Consider the following 17,350-nt stretch of genomic DNA (forward strand, 5'->3'; position numbering starts at 1 on the left):
ACCCCCGTCAGTCGCGCCTGCCTTGCGGCCATGCCGGCTGCGCCACCACCAGGCGCGAAAAGCTGGCGATGCTGGCCACGGCGGCGAATCCTGCCGCCAGGCACAGCGCATAGGTCGTGCCCTTGGCGGCGGAAACAGTAAAACAATACGCGACCAGCGCCGCGCCCGTGGCCTGTCCGATCAGGCGCGACGTGGCTACCACGCCGCTGGCGCCGCCAGCCCGTTCGGGCGGCGCGCTGCCCATGATGGCTTTCAAATTGGGCGCCTGGAAAAAGCCGAAACCGATGCCGCACAAGGCCATGCGCCAGCCGATGTCAAAAGCGCTCGGATGGGCCGGTATCCACACCAATGTCAGCAAGCCGCCGGCCAGCGCAGCAAGGCCGATGCCGCCCAGCACGCCCGGTGAATAACGGTCGCTCAAACGCCCGGCCACGGGCGCCATCACGGCTACCAGCACGGCCCAAGGCGTCATCAAAAAACCCGTCTCGACGGGTGAGCGGCCCAGTGTCACTTCAAAATAGAATGGCAGCGAGACGAAGGCTAGTCCTTGCGCGGCAAACGTGCAGATGGCCGTCAGCGATGACAGCAGGAACAGGGGGCGGCGAAACAGGTCGATGGGCAGCATAGGCGCCACGTGCCCCGCCTGGCGGCGCAGCAGCAAGACAAAGAACACGGCCACGGCCACCAGTTCCGGCAGCAGGACGGCGCTGGACGCGTGATGGGCGGCATCGCCAAACAGCAAAATGAGCAAGCCGAAGGCGCCCACGTTGTACAGCGCCGTACGCGCATCGAGCGTGTGCCCTGATAGTTTTGTCGCCGGCAGCATGCGGCTGGCGAGGAAGAAGCCGATCACGCCCAACGGCACATTGATGGCGAACAGCCACGGCCACGACGCCGTCGCCAGGATCAGCGAGGCGGCCGTGGGCCCGATGGCGAACGCGACAGCCACCACCAGCGCATTGTTGCCGAACGCGCGGCCCAGCAAATTTTTAGGGTACAGGGCGCGCAGCAGCGCCGTATTGACGCTCATCATGGCGCTGGCGCCGACGCCTTGAAAAAACCTTGCTACCACCAGCGACGGCAAGGACCAGGCCAGTGCGCAAGCGAGCGATGCCAGGGTAAATAAAAACATGCCGGAGATAAACACGCGACGGTAGCCGGCGATCTCGCCCAGGGCGGAAAACGGCAGCAGGGTCGCCACCATGGCCAACTGGTACACATTCACGATCCAGACGGAAGCGGCCGGCGTCGCGTGCAGCTCGCTGGCGATGGCCGGCAAGGCCGTGTTGGCGATCGCCGTATCGAGCGAGGCCATGCCCACGCCAATGGCCAGCGCCAGCATGGCCCATAACCGGGCATCGGGCGGCAAGCCGTCCTCGCCCACGAGGAAGGGCTGCGCCCCGTTTTTCTGCTTCATCATGTTGCCTGTTCGTCATGCCTAGCGTGCGCGGCAACTCGCCGCAGGCAAGACACTAGCATGGATGGATGGACTCTGCCGGGCAGGCCCGCCGATTCCCCTGCATCACTTCTGGCAGTCGATGACCTTGTAGTCTTTCGAATAACAAATGCGCAACTCGCCCGAGTGCTTTTCATAGCCCAGCCAGCGGCCCTTCAGTTGCGGGTTGTGCTGCTTCATCCACTGGAACAGCTCATTCTTTGGCATGGTGCTGTCCGGCAATTTCAAGGCCTGGAACAATTCACGTTCTTTCTCGAAATATTCCTTGGCCGTAGCGAAATCGCAGGCGCCATGCTTCTCCCATTCGCCCTGCAGCAAGGCTTCACCGGGCTGCATGCACATGTAGGGCAAGATCTCGGACGGCGCCAGCTTCGGCAGATTGCCCTTGCAGTAACGCGGATGCAGCTCCGTCTTGCGCGGCGGCGTCACGGAAATATCCTCGCAGGTGGCCGGATTGGCCGACTGCGCCCACAGGCCATGCACGATCCAGCCGAAGTGGTTGCTCTCGGCGCACTGGAAGGCGGCTTTTTTCGACACTTCGCCTCGGCGGCGCTGGCTGTCGCAAAAACCGGGCGACCACGACAGCGCCAGGATGAAGGAATCCGTGGGCACGTTCGTGCTTTGCTTGTAGCAGGCGTTTTTCTCGTCCGACGGCTTGACGTCGTAATCGTAGTAGCTGACGTTGCGGGGAATGGCGCAGGTGGCGTCGGCCGCGTGGACGGCACCGGCCGACAGGCTGAGGAAAATGGCGGCCAGCGCGGGCAAGACAGAGCGAATTTTCATCGTATTTCCTTCAAGATGTAAAAACGCCGACAACAAAGTGCCGGCGGGGTCAAAACGAACAACATCAGTCACGACACCTGACAAAACCGTAGCGAGCGTCAGTGATTTGTGGCCGAGAAGTGCAACCGTACTCTAGTACGGTGAGCATCGCCGGCCGCAAAGCGCGACGCGCAGTAGGTTTGGTCAGGTGACATCTACTAGCAAACGGTGTGCATCCAGCCATGCGTATCAGGAGCCGTGCCATGCTGCAAGCCCAGCAGCGCTTCGCGCAGGGCCAGGGTGACGGCGCCATTTTCATTGTTGTTGATGGTCATTTCAAAGCCATTGGCCTTGGCCACGCCCACGGGCGTGATGACGGCGGCCGTGCCGCAGGCGAACACTTCCGTCATGCGGCCCGAGGCGATATCGTCGCGCCATTGCTGGACGGACAATTTACGCTCTTCCGTGGCATAGCCGAGGTCTTTTGCCATTTCCAGCAGGCTGCGGCGAGTAATGCCTGGCAGCAAGGTGCCCGTCAGTTCCGGCGTCACGACGGTGATTTTCTCGCCATCCTTGTAGACGAAGAACAAATTCATGCCGCCCATTTCTTCGATGAATTCACGGTGCACGGCGTCCAGCCACACGACCTGGTCGCAGCCCTTCTCTTGTGCTTGCGACTGGGCCATCAGGCTGGCCGCGTAGTTGCCTGCACACTTGGCTTCACCGGTGCCGCCCGGCGCGGCGCGCACGAAGTCTTCGCTGATCCACACGGTGACGGGCTTCACGCCTTTCGGGAAATAGGCGCCGGCCGGCGAGGCGAACAGCACGAACAGGTATTCTTCCGATGGACGCACGCCCAGGTAAGGATCGGTGGCGATCATCAGCGGACGCATGTACAGGCTCTCGCCCGTGTTCTTCGGCACCCAGTTGCGATCCTGGGAAATGAGCGCGTCGCCCGCTTCCAGGAACAGCTCGGCAGGGATGGCCGGCATGGCCAGGCGCGCGGCGCTACGGTTGAAACGCGCGGCATTTTGCTCTGGACGGAAAGTCTTGATGCTGCCATCGGGCTGGGCAAACGCTTTATAGCCTTCGAAAATGGCCTGGCCATAGTGCAGGGACGAGGCGGACGGGTCCAGCATCAGCGGGCCGTAAGCCTTCAGTTCGCCCTGCTGCCACTTGCCGTCACGGTAAGGAATTACCACCATGTGGTCCGTGAAGATGCGGCCGAAGGCGGGACTGACCATGCGCGCGGCGCGCTCGGCGTCGGACAAGGGGTGGGCGGATGGAGTGACGACGAGATTCGGTGTGGAAGTGGTCATGGCAGCAATGGTAACTAGTGAACAGTATCCCTATTGTAGCGCCTCTGGCGCCCGATCAGGCAAACGAGAATGGCCAGGAGGATGGCCAGACAGGGATGGGCAAGACGACGGCCCCGCCCCGCGAAAATGCACACCATCATTTGCGAATGATTCTCGTTTGCGTTAATATGTCAGCCTTCCTTCTTCCCTGCCATGCCTGACGCCCCGCATGGCAGCGCTATCGAAAGCCGCCATGACGACCTCCGCCCTTCCACAACCCCAGCTGCGCGCCAGCGCTGACGCTGCTTCGGATACCCGCCAGCAGCGCCCGCTTGCCGCCGCGCCGCAACAAAGGCGCTGGCACTGGAGCTGGAAGCAGGTCTGGTTTCAACTGCACTGGTTCATCGGCATCACGGCCGGCACGGTGCTGGTGATCATCGGCCTGAGCGGGGCCACCCTGGCCTTCAAGGAGGAATTGCTCGATATCATGAATCCCGGCGTGCGCCATGTGGCCGTGGAAACCCGCGCGCCGCTGACGCCCGCCCAGCTGAGCAGCATTGCCGCAGCCGAACACGGCCAGCGCGTGGCGTCCATCACCGTGTATGCGCAGGCAGGCGCCGCGCCGCGCCTGTTCTTCATGCCGAAGAATGGCCAGCGGCGTGGCGAGTCCATCTATGTACATCCGTACACGGGCGCCACCCAGCCGGCGCTGGCGGGCGCGGGCTTTTTCGAGTGGACGGAGTCATTGCACCGCTGGCTGCTGCTGCCCCGCGATCCGGGCCGGCAAGTGGCGGGCGCGCTGGCGCTGTGCCTGCTGGGCCTGGCGCTGTCCGGCCTGTACCTGCGCTGGCCGCGCCGCCCGCTGGACTGGCGCACCTGGCTGACCGTCGACCCGGCCTTGAAAGGCCGCTCCTTCCTGTGGAACTTGCACGCCGTGGCCGGCACCTGGTGCCTGCTCGTCTACGTGGCACTGACCCTGACGGGCATTTACTGGAGCTATGACGTGGTGCGCGACAACATCGACGCCTGGGCAGGCAAGCCCCCACGGGTGGCGCAAGCACCAGGCAAGAAAGGCGCGCCCAAGGAGCAATCGCCCGCCGTCGACATCGGCCTGGCCTGGAGCAGCTTCCAGCAGCACGCCCCCGGCTGGACCCTGGCTACGGTGCGCCTGCCCACCCGTTCCGGAGAAGCCGTGCAATTCACGTGGCTGGCCAGCGATGTGCCGCACGAGCGGGCGCGCAGCCGCATGAGTATTCTGCCGGCCGATGGCACGGTCACGGAAAACGACCCGTACAGCCAGCAGGCGCTGGGAGCGCGCCTCGTCAACATCATTTATCCGTTGCACATGGGCACGTATTTCGGCCTGCCGGGCCGCATCATCGTCACCGTGGCCAGCCTGGGCCTGCCCCTGTTCGCCATCACGGGCTGGATGCTGTACCTGGGCCGCGGCAAGGCAAAACGGGCTGTGCAGGCGCAGCGGGCCATGCTGGGCGCCGGCGCGACGGGCAAGAAAAATACTGGATTGGTCACCCTGGTGGCCTACGCCAGCCAGTCGGGCCAGGCCGAGCGCCTGGCACTGGAAAGCGCGCGCGCCCTGCAGCAGGCGGGCGTGGCCGTCGATGTGCAATCGCTGGACCGCTTTGATCCCGCACAATTGCGCCAGTACGAACGGGCCCTGATCGTCGCCAGCACCTTTGGCGAAGGCGAGGCGCCGGACGGCACGCGCCGCTTCGCGCGCCTGTTGCAGCAAACATCGGGCACGCCGCTGGCTGGCTTGCAAGTGGGTGTGCTGGCCCTGGGCGACCGCCATTACAGCGCCTTCTGCGGCTTTGGCCATGCGTTGGCGCAACAGTTGCAAACGCTGGGCGCAACGCCATTGTTCCCCCTGATCGAAGTCGACAAACACGACGCGAACGCGCTGGCCGACTGGTCGCAAGCGCTGGCCCGCTGCAGCGGCAGCGCCATCGACGCCATCGGCGTGCAGGAAGACGCGTCATATGACGAGTGGCGTTTGCTGCGCCGCGTGCTGCTCAACCCGGGCAGCCTGGGCGGCGAACTGCATGAAATCACCTTGACAGGCCCGGCCGAAGCCACCTGGGAAGCGGGTGCGCTGGCCGAAATCATCGGGTGCAACGCGGACGGCAGCGAGGGCGACGCACATTTTGCACAATATGCGCCGCGCAGCTATTCGCTCGCTTCGCTGCCATCGGATGGCGAACTGCAGTTGCTGGTGCGCCAGGAACGCCATGCGGGCATTGACAACCAGGGCTTTGGCCTCTGTTCCGGCTGGCTGACGCGCTTCGCGCCGCCGGGCGCCACCATCCGCCTGCGCCTGCAAGCCAATCCCGCCTTCGCGCCCGCCCTGGTCGACGTGCCCTGCATCTATATTGGCAACGGTTCCGGCCTGGCGGGCCTGCGGGCGCACCTGCGCGCACGCCGGCGGGCGGGGCTGGCACGCAACTGGCTGCTGTTCGGCGAGCGCCAGCAAGCTTTTGACAGCGTCTGCGGCGAAGAGTTGCAAGGCTGGCTCGACACTGGCCACCTGGCACGCCTGGACCGCGTCTTTTCGCGCGATGGCAAGGAAGGTGGCAAACGTGAATATGTGCAGGACCGCCTGCGCGCCTGCGCGGATGAACTGCGTGACTGGCTTGCGCAAGGCGCCATCGTCTACGTGTGCGGCAGCCTGCAAGGCATGGCGGCTGGCATCGATGCTGTACTGCAAGAAGTGCTGGGCCAGGAAGGTCTCGACGCCCTGCTGGCGGCCGGACGCTACCGCCGCGACGTGTATTGATCTGCCTCAGCACATTGCCGGCGCCGCCCGGCTATGTGGGCGGGCGCACAGTCAGCGCCAGCCATCGGATTAGAGTAGGGACATCGCGGCACAAGCGCCGCCCCACCCACTTTCTGCGAGACTAGCCATGAAGAACCCCTGGATGAGCATGTACCTGAGCGCCGCTAACCGCATCGCCAGCACGGCACGCGGCCATGCCACGGCCGCCGTCAAGCGTGAAGCGGCGAAAAATACGCAGCAGTTGACGCAGGTGTGGTTCGATTCCTTTCTTCCGCCAACAGACAAGCCGCGGCGCCGCCGCAAGGCAAAATAAGACCCTGGCAATAGGCGAACTGGTGCGGTGCATCACAGCAATAAGTTGAAATTACAATCAGATGAACTAAACTGCAAGCATGGTAGTACATAAGGAAGTGACCGGCAGGCGCCGCATCCCCGCGCCGCCACCGGGACACCGGGAGACGACCATGTTGACGCTTAAAGTGCTGGCCTGCCTTGCCCTGTCGGCCTTGATGCTCGCCCCCCTCGTGTTGAGGGATACCATGCAGTTGTCGGCCGGGCAGCAATTGCAGGTGCCGAATGTCGATGCGCAGGCCCTGTGGGCCCACTGGCCCAAGCACTAAGTAATACGCGGGCCTGAGAAAGCGCTGCTGACGGCGTTTTTCAGCGGCGCTCGCTAGTGGCATGCACGTTCCAAAAGCGCCTTGTAGCACGTGGGAATTTGTTCCCCACTTTTTGTTTAAATTGATCAGTAGCCCACACTTTCTCCACTTCGCCATACTTTTGATCCAGATCATGGATTTCCACCTTTGCTGCGCCCACACTGGAACAGTCCGCTCCACATCGCGACGGACTTAACCGGGAGCATCGGCATGGGTATATCGGGTTGGAAGGATGAGATGGCGCTGGGCGTTCCCGCCATTGACGAAGCGCATGAGGCGCTGTTTCAAGAACTTGCGCGGCTGGGGCAGTTGAGCGACCAGCATTTCAGCATGGCGTTTCGCGACCTGATTGCGGCCGTCGAACGCGATTTCCGCGAAGAGGAGGATTTGATGGAGCAAATCGCCTTTCCCTCGCTGGCCAACCACCGCGAACAGCATGCGCGCGTGCTCAGCGGATTGCACCATGCGTGGGCCGCCGTCGATGAAGGCGACCTGGAACAGGGGCGCCATGCGCTATCGCTCTTGCCGCAATGGCTGATCTTTCATCAGGCCACCATGGACCTGGCCCTGGCGGCGGCCCTGGAGCTGGTACAGCGCCAGCCGAACTAGACACTACAGCAGCAGCACCGTGGCTTGCTCGGGCAAGACCACGCGGTAGTGTCCCGGGTATTTGTCTTCGCCGTCGAAAATCTTGCAAAACACGGGCTGGTTGATGTCGTTGACGGCCGGCTCGTGCATGGGCAAGGTAGCGATTAGCTGTTCACCATCCATCAACTGCAAGGCGCTGCCCCGCTCGGCCGCGCAAAACGCCAGCGATTGCACATCGCTGGCGAACGGCCGCTTGTACCACGGCGTGATGGCCCGCACGGCGCGCCGCGCGTCGCGCAGGACTTGCCCCACGCGCGTGACATTCCACGCATCGCGCGCCACGGACGGCTGCAGCACGATATTTGCCGTCAGTTCGCCCCTGCCCTTGTTCACCAGGAACGTGCCATCCTGCGCGGCAATGTCCTCATTGAGCGGCACGACAAACACGCCGCCGTCGGACACCTTGATCGGCACAGGGGCGCCATTGCCTTGCAGGGCCACGCGCACATCGTCGATGGTGGCGCTCAGCTTGGCCGGAATCAGGCGCAGGGCCATGACCACACTGCCGCTCGACACTTGCCACACTTTCCTGGCCGTCAGATAACTCTCGCGGTACGCCGTGAAACGGACGCGCGGCGCCTTGGCGTCGCTGTTGGCCGTGATCGTCACCGTTTGCGAGGGCAAGGCGTCTTCTGCGGGCGCCGGCACCGTCGGCAGCGTCGGCGCAGCAGATGTGGCAGGCATGGCATCAATGGCGGGCGGCATGCTGGCGCTCTGCAGCGGCGCGGGAACAGCTGGCGGCGGCGCGTGCTCCTGGGCCTGGCCCAGCGACACGACACACAACCATCCGGCACAAGCGATCCATGTACGCATGCATTTCTTTCAATAAGGAAAATATTTTATCAGCCCCACATTATCGCAGAAGGCCAGCCAATGCGCCGCTCCTGGCCTGCCTGCACTCTTTTGGTGCGCTCGCTTGATTATTTAGCAAATATCATCTATATTGATAATGATTCCTATTCGCAATGCGACGGAAATCGCGCGCCCTTCTTTTCCACTACCCGTTCGCGCCGGGCCTTGCGGTGGAACTGCTATCCAAGCCAGACCACGGGCCAGCGTCATGCCACCCCCCAGCTACTGCGCACTTCGCCAGACGAGATAGGAAAACACGACTAAAAATATGCCAGGAAAATAATGCAATCGACTACCGAACTCTCTACTTCGCGCCAGCCCGCCTTGCGCCCCCTGCCCCGTTTATTACACATCAGCCTGCTCAGTCTTGCCGCCGGCGTGGCCCTGCCGGCACAGGCCACCGACGCCGCTGCGACCGATGTGACCATGCCGGCCGTCACCGTCCTGGGCCAGTCGACGGCGACTACGGAAGGCACGCAATCGTACACGGCAGGCGAAGCGCGCAGCGCCACGCGCATGGACCTGTCCCTGCGCGAAACGCCGCAATCGGTCAGCATCATCACACGCCAGTTGCTCGACGACCTGGGCGCTGTGCGCCTGGACCAGGCACTGGCGCAGACGACGGGCATTCAGGTAGGCCAGAACGACACGGAGCGCACGACGTTTTATGCGCGCGGCTTCGGCATCAACAATCTCCAGATCGACGGCATGGCGCGCGGCGGCAATGCGCCGCTGCAAGACACCATCCTGTATGACCGCATCGAAGTCGTGCGCGGCGCCACCGGCCTGATGGGCGGCACGGGCGATCCGTCGGCCACCATCAACATGATACGCAAGCGGCCGACGAAGGAATTCCAGGCCAGCGCCGGACTCATCATGGGACGCTGGGATGACCAGCGCTTCGAGGCCGACCTGTCCACGCCGCTGAACGCCGAAGGCAGCGTGCGCGCACGCACGGCCCTGGCCTGGCAAAAACGCGATTCCTACCTGGATATGTATCACGAGCGCAAGACAGTCGGCATGCTCATCGTCGAGGCGGACTTGCGTCCCGGCACCCTGCTGACGGCCGGCGTCGACTTCCAGGACAACAAGCCGACAGGCGCCACCTGGGGTGCCGTGCCCTATTGGAATGCGGATGGCAGCCTGGCCAACTTGCCGCGCAACACCAGTTTCACGACGCCATGGAGCACCTGGGCCAACAAGCAGCATACGCTGTTCACGTCGCTGGACCAGCGCCTGCCCGGCAACTGGAATATGCACCTCGGTTATGCGCGCACGGAAAGCACGAACCGCACCACCGTCGCCTACGCGGGCGCGGGTTACCCCGACCCGGCCACCGGTGCAGGCATGCGCCTGTGGACGGGCGCCTGGGGCGCGGGCAAGAATACCAGCGACAATTTCGACGTCTACGCCAGCGGACCGTTCACCTTGCTGGGACGCAAGCATACGGCCATCGCCGGCTGGAACGGCGGCAACCAGCGCGCCCGCTCGCTGGGCGGCGAGGCGGAAATCAATTACCCGGCCTTTATCCCCGATTACCGCAGCTGGACGGGCAACATCCCCCGCCCCGTCTTCCACCCGGACGGCGCGCACACGGAAACCGTGACGCGCCTGGCGGGCGGCTATGTGGCCACGCGTTTGAGCCTGGCCGACCCGCTGCACGTGATCATCGGCGCGCGCAGCAGCACTTACCGCACGGATACGCGCAACTACAATACGCAAGGCGTGTACACGGGCAGCGGCGACTTTACGGAAACGCGCAATGAAGTCACGCCGTATGTGGGCGCCGTGTTCGATATCAACAAGCAATATTCGGCCTACGCCAGCTTCACGCAGCTGTTCAACCCGCAATCGAGCAAGGACCGCAACAACCAGTTCCTGGCGCCGGAAACGGGCGACAATGCGGAACTGGGCATCAAGGGCGAATTCTATGAAGGCAAGCTGAACGCGTCGGCCGCCGTGTTTCACACGAAGAAAAAGAATCTAGCGGAACTCGACCGCAGCGTGCCGCCAGGATTTTTGCTGCCCGACGGTGGCCAGGCCATGGTGGCCAATGGCGCCGGCATCACGGCCAAGGGCGTGGAATTCGACGTCTCCGGCCAGATCACGCCCGCCTGGGAAGCGAGCGGCGGCTACACCTATCTGCACGCGGCCGAGGCCGATGGCCGCCGCGCCGCCACCACGCAACCGCGCCATTTGCTGCGCCTGGCCACCAGCTTCCGCTTCGACGGCCGCCTGGCTGGCCTGAAAGCAGGCGCCAGCATGACGGCGCAAAGCGCCACCTACAGCGAATCGTGGTACGGCCGCCCGCCATCAGGAACCATCACCAACATCCCGCAAGCGGGCTATGCGCTGGTCAACGCCATGGCCAGCTACGCGCTCAACAGCCACGCCAGCGTGCAGCTGAACGTGAATAACTTGCTCGATAAAAAGTACTACCGCAACGTGGGCTTCTTCGACGGCGTGTTCTGGGGCGAGCCGCGCAACATCAGCCTGTCCGTGCGCACGGTATTTTAGGAGCCTATCCCGGTAGGGAGCGTCTTCTGCTGGCAATTCCTCAGGAGCGCGGACAAGGCGTGAGGAGGAAGCGTGGCGAGCCACGCGACGACGATCAACGCAGTCCCCGCTTCCGAGGGGCGCCAGCAGGAGATATATTCATCTACTGGGATAGGCTCTAAGCACGCCAGTGGGCGGGTGCGGGCAAGGTAAATCCTTCCAGCAAGGGTCCGCCCACGGGCGCCAGCACGACGGCGCTCAGCTGCTCGAAGGCGCGCTGGCCGGCCGGCAAGTCGCTGGCAACCAGGCGCAGGGCACCATCGAGCTGGGCGGCGACATCGGCGTCGAATGCCTGCAGGCGGCGGAACAGGTGCTTGCCGCCGCCGCTCCATTCGCCGGCCGCGCGCAGGTGCAGGTCGGCCAGCGCTTGATACAGCTGGCAAGCCACGGCCAGCGCCTCGCCCGGGTGCCGACTGTCGACCAGGTCTTCCAGCCCGGTGGTGATGGCGTAGCGGCGCCGCTGCACATTGTCCACCTCGAGCACGGGCGGCCCGGCCACGACGATGCCTTGCGCCAGCGCGTGCAGCCGGGCGTAGGCATCGCTGCCAGTGAGGATATTTTCCCCTTCCACCACCATCATCGCCAGCGGCACCGTGCCGCCCGGTGCATCCATTTCCTGGCAAAAGTACGTGAACGTGCCCTGGTCATGCCCGAACAGTTCCACCGTGCGTCCCTCGGCGACAAGGGTGTCGCGCCAGGCGCAATCGACGTGCTCGAACAGCAGCAGCAAGTCGATATCGGAAGTGGGCGTCTGCCGGCCCGTGGCGAACGAGCCGCCGATGATGGCCGCCACGGCCGTGGGGTAGTGTTCCTGCACCAGCCGCAAGGCAATCGCGCGGATGGCGTCATAAGTGGCAATGTTTGTCACAGCAAGTGCTCCGTGCCGAAAAACGCCATCCTACACGCAATACGCGGCATGCCGCCATCCTGCTACACTGGCGCCATCTGATCCAAGGAAGAAACATGGAATACGACTGCCTCGTGGTGCCCTCGCCCGTGGGCGAGCTGACCCTGGTGGCGCGCGGGGCGGCGCTGGCCGCCATCCTGTGGGAAAACGACACGCCGAACCGCGTGCGCCTGGGCCAGATGCGCGTCGATGACGGTTGCACCGTGCTGCAGGAAACGGCACGCCAGCTGCGCGCCTATTTTGCCGGCACGCTGCAATGCTTTGATGTGCCGCTCGATTTTTCCGGTACGCCATTCCAGCAAGAAGTCTGGCGCGCGCTGCTGACGATACCGTATGGCCAAACCCGCAGCTATGGCGAGATCGCGCGCCAGATCGGCCGCCCCGCCGCCGTGCGCGCCGTGGGCGCCGCCAACGGCAAGAACCCCATTTCCATCATCGCCCCCTGCCACCGCGTCATCGGCGCCACGGGCGAACTGACGGGTTTTGCGGGCGGCCTGCATGCCAAGGCAACCCTGTTGGCACTGGAAGGCATTTCCTTGTCCAGCGAGCGCGAAGCGCTGAAGACGGGCCACGCCAGGCGCCGCGCCGTGCATGTGGATACGGCACAAGGCTGTTTGTTTTAGGCGGCAATATCGCTCCCCGTGTGGGATACTCACGCCCTCCGCTCAAGTCTGCACATCCTATGCCCTACTTTGTCATCCTGTTCTTTGTCGCTCTGTATTTACTGGCCACGTTCTTTTTCCACATTCCCGCCCTGGTCGCCCTCGTGTATGGCGTGCTGAGCCTGAGCTGCTTCGTTGCCTATGCGATCGACAAGTCGGCTGCCAAACAGGGCCGCTGGCGCACCTCGGAACGCACCTTGCTACTGCTGGGACTGCTATGCGGCTGGCCGGGGGCCGTGCTGGCCCAGCAATGGCTGCGCCACAAGTCCAGCAAGCGCTCGTTCCGCATCCTGTTCTGGATCACGGTCGCCCTCAATATCGGCGCTTTCGTGTATTTCAGCATGCATTACGCGGCACCCGACATCGGCACCGAGGTGGCGCCCATCGAGCTGTAAGCTCACTCGCCCAGCAGGCGCAGCGATTCCAGCCAGTCCGCCTTCCATTCGCGCAGCAAGGGCTGCGTGGCGAACGCCTTCTTCAGGTGCGCCATCGGCACCCGATGCACATCGTGCAAGCCGAATGCCAACGTCACCGGATGCCACAGGTGGCTGTTCTTGCCGCCCCGCGAATTCTTGCGCACGCGCGCGCCATCGTCGCCAAAGATGCCTACGCCACTGGCCAGCCCCTGGTCCAGATTGACCTTGCCCACGCCGGCAAAGGCAATCAAAATCTGTTCGCGTCCCAGGCCCTTCAAGGCGCTGGGCAAGACCACCGGCGCCTTGTCAATCTCGGCCTCTGCCGGCTGCGGATGCTGCAAGTCCTTGAGCAAACGCAGCAGATCGCGTTCCTGGAAATGCAAGCCATCTACCGGCACGCGCAAGCCCGGTGCCTTCAGTTCGATGGCGATATTGCCGGAGTCGCGCGTAAAGCGCAGCCACACATCGTCTGCACCCGAGGCCAGGTGCTCCTTGTCGCCGATGAACACGACGGGCGCCGCGTAGCGCGTCACGCCGTCATGGAAAAGTTCGGCCCACTCGTCGCTGTAATCGAGCCAGACGTATGGCAAGCCGCCCTGCTCCAGCAGGCGCGCCAGGGTCCACGGGGTGCCCGTCTGTTGCGCCAGCCAGGCACAGGCGTCAAAGGCGGTGGCGCGGTACGGCAGGGAGTTCGAAGTCATGGCAGTTCCGTCGATAAATGTGGAGCGCAGTGTAGCAGACGCCGTCATCCTTCCCTTCCGCAGGCGCAGCGGGCGCGCTCTTTTTGCGCGATGTGCTAGGCTGGAAACATCAGCATGCGCCATGGTCATCCCGGCCGCGAGGCGCACCACCGCAAGGGGATTACCATGCATTCGAGCACCAACGCCGCCACCACGCCCACCCCGCCACCAGAACGCGATTCGCCCACGCCGGCCAGCGAAAGCCATGCCGAACAAGCGCTCGATGAAGCACTGAAAGAAAGCTTTCCGGCCAGCGACCCGATCGCCATTGCCACCCCCAAACCGGCCAGCAAGGCGCCAGCCTGAGAGCACACCCGACCAGCCACCCTTGCGGTGGCTTTTTTGCCTGAACTGAATCCAGACGCCCCGCCCCCGCGTACATGGCTATGCCATGAGCAAACGAAGTTACCACGCGGAAAGGAATTGCCATGCAGCATTACAGCAAAAAGACGGATCCCATGAACCAGCGCCTGTACCTGGCCCAACGCATCGACCAGGCCGATGCGCGCTTGCAGCGCTTGCACGATGCGGCGGAGCGGCAACGCTGCGCGCAATGGATCACGGCCTGGGCCGTGGCGGCGGGCGCCGACGCCCCGCGCGGCATGAAGCTGCGCATCCGCGGCGAATTCATTTTGCTTTAATAGAAAGCAAAAGCCCCGCCGCGCACGCTTGCGCCAGGCGGGGCCAGTCAAGCCGACACGCGCCTATTTGGGCGTGTCGCGGTACTGCTCGGGCGTCGTGTCGCCATCGGCAACTTCATACCACATCGCATTGAGCACGGCGAACGTCGCCGCCAGCGGAAGACCCAGTATCCAGGCGAAATACCACATAATTATTTCCTTTTCGTTAATTCTTAGTAAGCGTGACCGGTTTCGTCTTCGATGGCTTTGCCGTCAACCTTACCCCACAGCACTCTATATACCCAGGTCGTGTAAGCCACGATGAGGGGAATGAAGACGGCCGTTACGACCAGCATGATGAACAGGGTCATGTGGCTGGACGATGAATCCCACACCGTCAGGCTGGCGCGCGGATCGATCGACGATGGCAGGATGAACGGGAACATGGCCGCACCCACGCTGAGGATGATGCCGGCGATGCTGGCCGCGCTGGCCAGCAAGGCAGGCACTTCGCGGCGCGCGCGCAGGAAGGCGAAGGCCAGCAAGGGGCCCAGCAGGCCCACCGCAGGGGCGATCCAGGTCCACGGATGAGCGGCAAAGTTGAGGAACCAGGCGCCCACGTGCACTTCCGCCGTTTTCAGCATGGGGTTCGACGGGCCATCGACGACGACGGCGCTGGTGACGCGGTAGCCATCGACCCACAGCCACAGGGCCACGCCGGCCAGTGCATACAGTGCGACGGTCGCAATCGCCGCCACGCTGCCGTAGCGGCGCGAACGGTCAGACACGGCACCGTCCGTTTTCACTTGCAGCCAGGTGGCGCCGTGCATCACCAGCATGGCTACCGAAACGAGGCCGCACAGCAAGGCGAACGGGTTGAGCAGCGCAAAGAACGTGCCGTCATAGAAGATGTGCATGTCTGGCGAGAAACGGAACGGCACGCCCTGCAGCACATTGCCTATCGCCACGCCGCAGATCAGGGCCGGTACGAAGCCGCCCACGAACAGGGCCGCGTCCCAGCGGGCACGCCAACGCGGGTCTTCGCGCTTGCTGCGGAATTTGAAGGCCACGGGACGCACGATCAGCGCCACTAGGATGACGAACATGGCCAGGTAAAAACCCGAGAACGAGACGGCGTACAGCTGCGGCCAGGCGGCAAAGATGGCGCCGCCGCCGAGGATCAGCCACACCTGGTTGCCTTCCCATACGGGGCCGATACTGTTGATGATGACCCGGCGTTCCAGGTCCGTCTTGCCGGCGAAGGGTAGCAAGATGCCCGTGCCCAGGTCGAAGCCGTCCGTGATGGCAAAGCCCACCAGCAAGATGCCGATCAGCAGCCACCAGATCAGGCGCAGGGTTTCGTAAGAAATCATTTCATGCAAAATCATGGTCTGGCCCTCCTTAGGCGCGTTGAGTATGAATGGCTGCGGCCGCTGGCACGGGGGCCGGCGCCTTCTCTTCCGGCCCCTTGCGGATGGCCTTGAGCATGAGCTTCATTTCAATAACCAAGAGCACGGTGTAGATGGCGGCAAAGCCGGCAATCGTGATCAAGAGGGTCGAAGCGCCCAGGTTAGAGACAGCCACGGCCGTTGGCAGCACGCCTTCGATCACCCACGGCTGGCGGCCCACTTCGGCCACGATCCAGCCCGCTTCAATCGCCACCCACGGCAGCGGGATGGCGAATACGGCCAGCTTCAGCAGCCAGCGGTGCTTGTCCAGGGTGCGGCGCGTCGACAGGATGAAGAACGTGCCAGTGAGCAAGATAAAGAACATGCCCAGGCCAACCATCACGCGGAAGGACCAGAACAATGGCGCCACGGGCGGCACGGTGTCGAGCGCGGCCTTGCGGATCTGCTCGGGCGTGGCCTGGCGCGGATCATCGACATAGCGTTTCAGCAACAGGGCATAACCCATGGACTGGCCTTTCGACTCGAACATGTCCTTCGCCTCTTGCGGCACGGGGCTGCCTGGCGCCACGCTGCGGATGGTTTGCAGCGCGTCATACGCCTTGATGCCATCCTGGATCAGCAGCTCGCCGCGATCGACCAATTGCTCGATGCCGGGGATTTCCGTCGTCAGCGAACGCGTGCCGATCAAGCCCATCACCATCGGAATATGCACGGCGTAATGCGTCTCGCGCGCTTTCGCGTCAGGGAAGCCGAAGGCCGTGAAGGCGGCAGGCGCCGGCTCCGTGGTCCACATGGCTTCGATGGCGGCCAGCTTCATCTTTTGATGTTCGGACGACAGGTAGCCGCTTTCATCGCCGAGCACCACCACCGACAGCGCGGCGGCCAGGCCGAACGAGGCAGCCACCGTCATCGAGCGCTTGGCCAGCTGCACGTGGCGGCCTTTCAGCAAATACCAGGCGGAAATACCCAGCACGAAAATCGCCGCAGCCGTATAGCCAGCCGACACGGTGTGCACGAATTTCGCCTGTGCTACAGGATTTGTCAGCACGGCGCCGAAGTCCGTCACTTCCATGCGCATAGTCTGTGGATTGAAGGCCGCGCCGACGGGATTTTGCATCCAGCCGTTGGCGATCAGTATCCACAGGGCGGAAAAGTTCGAGCCGATGGCCACCAGCCAGGTCGTGACCAGGTGGCCGCGCTTCGACAGCTTGTCCCAGCCGAAGAAGAACAGGCCGACGAAGGTCGCTTCCAGGAAGAAGGCCATCAAGCCCTCGATGGCCAGCGGCGCGCCGAAAATGTCGCCCACATAATGGCTGTAATAGCTCCAGTTCATGCCGAACTGGAATTCCATGACGATGCCCGTCGCCACGCCCATGGCGAAGTTAATGCCGAACAAGACACCCCAGAACTTGGTCATGTCGCGCCAGATGGGGCGGTTCGTCATCACATACACCGTCTCCATGATGGCGAGGATCACTGACAGGCCTATCGTCAGCGGAACGAATATAAAGTGGTACAGAGCTGTCAGCGCAAACTGCAGTCTGGATAAAGCGACAATATCGAAGTCCATATGA

The 17,350-nt window shown here is 63.5% G+C and carries 18 protein-coding genes; 9 read left to right on the forward strand and 9 right to left on the reverse strand.

Annotation, left to right across the window (positions count from 1 at the left end):
• Positions 1 to 7: 7 nt before the first annotated feature.
• The 3 genes from ACQ4WZ_RS12075 to ACQ4WZ_RS12085 all read right to left on the reverse strand — a co-directional run bounded on the left by ACQ4WZ_RS12075 (position 8) and on the right by ACQ4WZ_RS12085 (position 3,537).
• Positions 8 to 1,420, reverse strand: coding sequence for an MFS transporter (locus ACQ4WZ_RS12075; protein WP_436573512.1), 1,413 nt, complete (start codon positions 1,418 to 1,420; stop codon positions 8 to 10).
• 102 nt (positions 1,421 to 1,522) lie between these two features.
• On the reverse strand, positions 1,523 to 2,239 hold the full coding sequence (locus ACQ4WZ_RS12080; protein ID WP_436573513.1) for a ribonuclease T2 family protein: 717 nt from the start codon (positions 2,237 to 2,239) through the stop codon (positions 1,523 to 1,525).
• Between the two features lie 197 nt (positions 2,240 to 2,436).
• Entirely contained in the window at positions 2,437 to 3,537 is a 1,101-nt protein-coding gene (locus tag ACQ4WZ_RS12085) for a branched-chain amino acid aminotransferase (protein WP_436573514.1), read from the reverse strand.
• Positions 3,538 to 3,769: 232 nt separating this feature from the next.
• Here ACQ4WZ_RS12085 and ACQ4WZ_RS12090 point away from each other — a divergent pair, with 232 nt between their 5' ends.
• The 4 genes from ACQ4WZ_RS12090 (at position 3,770) to ACQ4WZ_RS12105 (ending at position 7,575) form a co-directional block, all read left to right on the forward strand.
• Positions 3,770 to 6,307 carry a PepSY domain-containing protein gene (locus tag ACQ4WZ_RS12090; RefSeq protein ID WP_436573515.1) on the forward strand — a complete coding sequence of 846 codons (2,538 nt, stop codon included), beginning with the start codon at positions 3,770 to 3,772 and terminating at the stop codon, positions 6,305 to 6,307.
• A gap of 127 nt (positions 6,308 to 6,434) precedes the next feature.
• Positions 6,435 to 6,620: a hypothetical protein gene (locus ACQ4WZ_RS12095; protein ID WP_133992288.1), complete on the forward strand. Its 186-nt coding sequence runs from the start codon at positions 6,435 to 6,437 to the stop codon at positions 6,618 to 6,620.
• 151 nt (positions 6,621 to 6,771) lie between these two features.
• The gene (locus ACQ4WZ_RS12100) at positions 6,772 to 6,927 is read left to right on the forward strand and encodes a hypothetical protein (protein WP_160309290.1); all 156 of its coding nucleotides are present in this window, start codon (positions 6,772 to 6,774) and stop codon (positions 6,925 to 6,927) included.
• A gap of 249 nt (positions 6,928 to 7,176) precedes the next feature.
• Complete coding sequence (locus tag ACQ4WZ_RS12105) at positions 7,177 to 7,575, forward strand: bacteriohemerythrin (protein ID WP_101480738.1); 399 nt, start codon at positions 7,177 to 7,179, stop codon at positions 7,573 to 7,575.
• A gap of 3 nt (positions 7,576 to 7,578) precedes the next feature.
• Here the strand turns inward: ACQ4WZ_RS12105 and ACQ4WZ_RS12110 are convergent, their stop codons facing one another.
• Positions 7,579 to 8,427, reverse strand: coding sequence for a hypothetical protein (locus ACQ4WZ_RS12110; RefSeq protein ID WP_436573516.1), 849 nt, complete (start codon positions 8,425 to 8,427; stop codon positions 7,579 to 7,581).
• A 321-nt stretch (positions 8,428 to 8,748) separates the two neighbouring features.
• On the opposite strand from ACQ4WZ_RS12110, the gene ACQ4WZ_RS12115 reads away from it, so the two are divergent.
• A complete protein-coding gene (locus ACQ4WZ_RS12115; protein ID WP_133992294.1) occupies positions 8,749 to 10,983 on the forward strand; it encodes a TonB-dependent siderophore receptor in 2,235 nt (744 codons plus the stop codon).
• 157 nt (positions 10,984 to 11,140) lie between these two features.
• Here the strand turns inward: ACQ4WZ_RS12115 and ACQ4WZ_RS12120 are convergent, their stop codons facing one another.
• Positions 11,141 to 11,890 (reverse strand): nucleotidyltransferase domain-containing protein, encoded by a 750-nt coding sequence (locus tag ACQ4WZ_RS12120; protein ID WP_436573517.1) that lies wholly within the window; start codon positions 11,888 to 11,890, stop codon positions 11,141 to 11,143.
• 95 nt (positions 11,891 to 11,985) lie between these two features.
• Between ACQ4WZ_RS12120 and ACQ4WZ_RS12125 the strand changes: the two genes are divergently transcribed.
• Positions 11,986 to 12,552 carry a methylated-DNA--[protein]-cysteine S-methyltransferase gene (locus ACQ4WZ_RS12125; protein ID WP_101480734.1) on the forward strand — a complete coding sequence of 189 codons (567 nt, stop codon included), beginning with the start codon at positions 11,986 to 11,988 and terminating at the stop codon, positions 12,550 to 12,552.
• Positions 12,553 to 12,611: 59 nt separating this feature from the next.
• Positions 12,612 to 12,986: a DUF1294 domain-containing protein gene (locus ACQ4WZ_RS12130; protein ID WP_101480733.1), complete on the forward strand. Its 375-nt coding sequence runs from the start codon at positions 12,612 to 12,614 to the stop codon at positions 12,984 to 12,986.
• A 2-nt stretch (positions 12,987 to 12,988) separates the two neighbouring features.
• On the opposite strand, the gene ACQ4WZ_RS12135 is transcribed toward ACQ4WZ_RS12130, so the two are convergent.
• A complete protein-coding gene (locus tag ACQ4WZ_RS12135; protein WP_133992300.1) occupies positions 12,989 to 13,708 on the reverse strand; it encodes a hypothetical protein in 720 nt (239 codons plus the stop codon).
• Positions 13,709 to 13,822: 114 nt separating this feature from the next.
• On the opposite strand from ACQ4WZ_RS12135, the gene ACQ4WZ_RS12140 reads away from it, so the two are divergent.
• Both ACQ4WZ_RS12140 and ACQ4WZ_RS12145 read left to right on the forward strand, forming a co-directional pair.
• Positions 13,823 to 14,053 carry a hypothetical protein gene (locus ACQ4WZ_RS12140; RefSeq protein ID WP_101480731.1) on the forward strand — a complete coding sequence of 77 codons (231 nt, stop codon included), beginning with the start codon at positions 13,823 to 13,825 and terminating at the stop codon, positions 14,051 to 14,053.
• A 122-nt stretch (positions 14,054 to 14,175) separates the two neighbouring features.
• A complete protein-coding gene (locus ACQ4WZ_RS12145) occupies positions 14,176 to 14,388 on the forward strand; it encodes a hypothetical protein (protein WP_133992302.1) in 213 nt (70 codons plus the stop codon).
• A 63-nt stretch (positions 14,389 to 14,451) separates the two neighbouring features.
• Here ACQ4WZ_RS12145 and cydX read toward each other — a convergent pair whose 3' ends face one another.
• From cydX to ACQ4WZ_RS12160, 3 genes are read right to left on the reverse strand one after another with little or no spacing between them, the layout of a single operon-like run.
• Positions 14,452 to 14,577: a cytochrome bd-I oxidase subunit CydX gene (gene cydX, locus ACQ4WZ_RS12150; RefSeq protein ID WP_076570210.1), complete on the reverse strand. Its 126-nt coding sequence runs from the start codon at positions 14,575 to 14,577 to the stop codon at positions 14,452 to 14,454.
• 23 nt (positions 14,578 to 14,600) lie between these two features.
• Entirely contained in the window at positions 14,601 to 15,755 is a 1,155-nt protein-coding gene (gene cydB / locus ACQ4WZ_RS12155) for a cytochrome d ubiquinol oxidase subunit II (RefSeq protein WP_436573518.1), read from the reverse strand.
• Positions 15,756 to 15,768: 13 nt separating this feature from the next.
• Entirely contained in the window at positions 15,769 to 17,346 is a 1,578-nt protein-coding gene (locus ACQ4WZ_RS12160; RefSeq protein WP_101480728.1) for a cytochrome ubiquinol oxidase subunit I, read from the reverse strand.
• Between the last annotated feature and the right edge of the window lie 4 nt (positions 17,347 to 17,350).

Source organism: Janthinobacterium darwini, from assembly GCF_051380905.1.
Classification (GTDB): Bacteria; Pseudomonadota; Gammaproteobacteria; order Burkholderiales; family Burkholderiaceae_D; genus Janthinobacterium.

Bases quoted from the DNA above. Each gene is read 5' to 3' on its own strand.
- ACQ4WZ_RS12075 (WP_436573512.1), bottom strand. From the start codon at position 1,420: ATGATGAAGCAGAAAAACGGGGCGCAGCCCTTCCTCGTGGGCGAGGAC.
- ACQ4WZ_RS12080 (WP_436573513.1), bottom strand. From the start codon at position 2,239: ATGAAAATTCGCTCTGTCTTGCCCGCGCTGGCCGCCATTTTCCTCAGC.
- ACQ4WZ_RS12085 (WP_436573514.1), bottom strand. From the start codon at position 3,537: ATGACCACTTCCACACCGAATCTCGTCGTCACTCCATCCGCCCACCCC.
- ACQ4WZ_RS12090 (WP_436573515.1), top strand. From the start codon at position 3,770: ATGACGACCTCCGCCCTTCCACAACCCCAGCTGCGCGCCAGCGCTGAC.
- ACQ4WZ_RS12095 (WP_133992288.1), top strand. From the start codon at position 6,435: ATGAAGAACCCCTGGATGAGCATGTACCTGAGCGCCGCTAACCGCATC.
- ACQ4WZ_RS12100 (WP_160309290.1), top strand. From the start codon at position 6,772: ATGTTGACGCTTAAAGTGCTGGCCTGCCTTGCCCTGTCGGCCTTGATG.
- ACQ4WZ_RS12105 (WP_101480738.1), top strand. From the start codon at position 7,177: ATGGGTATATCGGGTTGGAAGGATGAGATGGCGCTGGGCGTTCCCGCC.
- ACQ4WZ_RS12110 (WP_436573516.1), bottom strand. From the start codon at position 8,427: ATGCGTACATGGATCGCTTGTGCCGGATGGTTGTGTGTCGTGTCGCTG.
- ACQ4WZ_RS12115 (WP_133992294.1), top strand. From the start codon at position 8,749: ATGCAATCGACTACCGAACTCTCTACTTCGCGCCAGCCCGCCTTGCGC.
- ACQ4WZ_RS12125 (WP_101480734.1), top strand. From the start codon at position 11,986: ATGGAATACGACTGCCTCGTGGTGCCCTCGCCCGTGGGCGAGCTGACC.
- ACQ4WZ_RS12130 (WP_101480733.1), top strand. From the start codon at position 12,612: ATGCCCTACTTTGTCATCCTGTTCTTTGTCGCTCTGTATTTACTGGCC.
- ACQ4WZ_RS12135 (WP_133992300.1), bottom strand. From the start codon at position 13,708: ATGACTTCGAACTCCCTGCCGTACCGCGCCACCGCCTTTGACGCCTGT.
- ACQ4WZ_RS12140 (WP_101480731.1), top strand. From the start codon at position 13,823: ATGCGCCATGGTCATCCCGGCCGCGAGGCGCACCACCGCAAGGGGATT.
- ACQ4WZ_RS12145 (WP_133992302.1), top strand. From the start codon at position 14,176: ATGCAGCATTACAGCAAAAAGACGGATCCCATGAACCAGCGCCTGTAC.
- cydX (WP_076570210.1), bottom strand. From the start codon at position 14,577: ATGTGGTATTTCGCCTGGATACTGGGTCTTCCGCTGGCGGCGACGTTC.
- cydB (WP_436573518.1), bottom strand. From the start codon at position 15,755: ATGATTTTGCATGAAATGATTTCTTACGAAACCCTGCGCCTGATCTGG.
- ACQ4WZ_RS12160 (WP_101480728.1), bottom strand. From the start codon at position 17,346: ATGGACTTCGATATTGTCGCTTTATCCAGACTGCAGTTTGCGCTGACA.